This is a genomic window from Mesorhizobium sp. M7A.F.Ca.CA.004.04.2.1 (genome assembly GCF_004022825.1).
In the GTDB taxonomy this organism is placed as follows: domain Bacteria; phylum Pseudomonadota; class Alphaproteobacteria; order Rhizobiales; family Rhizobiaceae; genus Mesorhizobium.
On record NZ_RZPH01001063.1, the window covers coordinates 1 to 1,982 of the forward strand.

Consider the following 1,982-nt stretch of genomic DNA (forward strand, 5'->3'; position numbering starts at 1 on the left):
ACACTGTTTTGCCGGCGCGGGACAATCCGGTCACGCCGAGGCGCAGCGATGGGCAAAAAAGCCCGGTGGCGCGGCCTGACAGCGTGTCGAGGGCAATCCTCGCCTCGTCGGTGAAGGTGGTCAGCGATGATGCCAAAATATGCTCTCTCGGACTTCGGTCCGCCCGATATAGGCTCTACAACCAGGCTTTGAAATGGCTTCAGAGATCGGCCGGCGTCAGGAACGCTTCGAGATAGCCGGCGCCTTGAGCGGCGCTGGCAAGATCGCCGTCGAAGCGGACGACCGCCAGGCCTGCGGTCGGAAACCCGTGGTTCAGCGTGGCCCGCGCGGTTTCGTCGCCGTCGCCCGAAACTGCCATGGTGAGGTCTTCCATCATCGGGTTGTGGCCAATGACCAGCAATGAGCCCGATCCGCCATTGTCGCGGATAAGGTGGAGGTAACCGGCCGCGTCCGCGCTGTAGAGCGCGTCGAAGAACAAGACCCGGCCGGTGTCGGTCTGGCCGGCCAGGCCTTCCAGCGTCTCCTTGGCGCGTTTGGCATTGGAGCAGAGTGTGCGGTCCGGAACATAGAGGCGGGAGCGCATGGCGGCGCCCATCATTTCGGCATCGGAACGGCCGGACGCGTCGAGCGGGCGATCGAAATCCCGCATGCCGGGCAGTGCCCAGCCAGCCTTTGCATGTCGCAACAGATAAAGCCTGCTCACCCAACCTCCGAATGCCGAAGCCTCCCGGGATTAGCCACGAGAACGGCGTTGCGCACAATGCCCGTGCTCTTCAAACACAGCGAATCACCCAATGCTGCTTGCTGCAAAGGCGCTTGCGTATCGCCCCGGGATCACGGCCGATCTCGGAAAGCATGTGCCACCGGATCCAAAGTGTCTCGGCGGAGTTTGTACCAAAGCGACCGTACGCGGCTGCAAAGACCCGTGGCGGGATACTTTAACAATTGCGTGAAACAGCGGCCGATTGCGCTTGTGCAGGCGTCGGACGACGAATATATAGGCGCCAAATTTGGGGCAGTTTGGGTGAGTCGAATGAACGACATCGTTACCGCCGATTACGTACCCTCCGAAGACGAGCCGTTCATGAACGAGCGGCAGAAATCCTACTTCCGCTCAAAGCTCGTCACCTGGAAGAATGACATATTGCGCGAAGCGCGCGAAACACTGGAAATCCTGCAGCAAGAAAACGCCAACCACCCCGATCTGGCCGACCGCGCCTCTTCGGAAACCGACCGTGCCATCGAACTCAGGGCCCGTGACCGTCAGCGCAAGCTCATTGCAAAGATCGACTCCGCCCTGCAGCGCATCGACGAAGGCACTTACGGCTATTGCGAAGAGACCGGCGAGCCGATCGCGCTGAAGCGGCTCGATGCGCGTCCGATCGCGACATTGTCGATCGAAGCGCAGGAGCGGCATGAGCGCCGCGAAAAAGTCTATCGCGACGACTGAAGGTCAAGGCCGGCGGCGCACGGCCGGCTGTCCCGAACGAACTCGATCCTGAAAATGGCCGGTTTTCCGGCCATTTCTATTGGTGCGGCATCCACCGCTCTGAGGCGCGCGAAGGCCGCAAACCCTTGATATTTGGCGCTTGGACGAGGTGGTTCGGCAGCGGACCGGCGACGATGTTTCGCGGGATAGCGACCCGGCCGCCGCTCATCTCTTCTGACTGGAGAGTTCGCCGAGAAGCTTGGTCATCTCGTCGTCGAGCGACTGCGGCGCCGCCGGCTTGCCCACCGGGCCGCCCGAACGGGGCTGGTCCAGCGACACTTCGAGCTCCCTCATCAGCGTGTCGTCGATGCTGTCCTGCACCGGCTGCGGTGGTGGCGGGGCGTGCCGGGCGGTGTTGGCATTGGCGGAGCCGTAGGCCGGCAACGGCGTGACATTGGTCGGCTGATAGCTTTGCGTTGCCGGCTTCGTTGCAGGTGCCGGCGGCGCTGTTGGACGCGGGCGGGCGGGCGTCGTGGTCACCGGCTGTGGGGCG

The 1,982-nt window shown here is 63.0% G+C and carries 2 protein-coding genes and 1 pseudogene; 1 reads left to right on the forward strand and 2 read right to left on the reverse strand.

The window, feature by feature from the left end:
• Window positions 1–199: 199 nt before the first annotated feature.
• On the reverse strand, window positions 200–703 hold the full coding sequence (locus EN893_RS31280; protein ID WP_127270625.1) for a histidine phosphatase family protein: 504 nt from the start codon (window positions 701–703) through the stop codon (window positions 200–202).
• 330 nt (window positions 704–1,033) lie between these two features.
• On the opposite strand from EN893_RS31280, the gene dksA reads away from it, so the two are divergent.
• Entirely contained in the window at window positions 1,034–1,450 is a 417-nt protein-coding gene (dksA, locus tag EN893_RS31285; protein WP_013531862.1) for an RNA polymerase-binding protein DksA, read from the forward strand.
• A gap of 204 nt (window positions 1,451–1,654) precedes the next feature.
• On the opposite strand, the pseudogene EN893_RS31290 reads toward dksA, so the two are convergent.
• Window positions 1,655–1,982: pseudogene (locus tag EN893_RS31290) on the reverse strand (hypothetical protein); the annotation flags it as partial.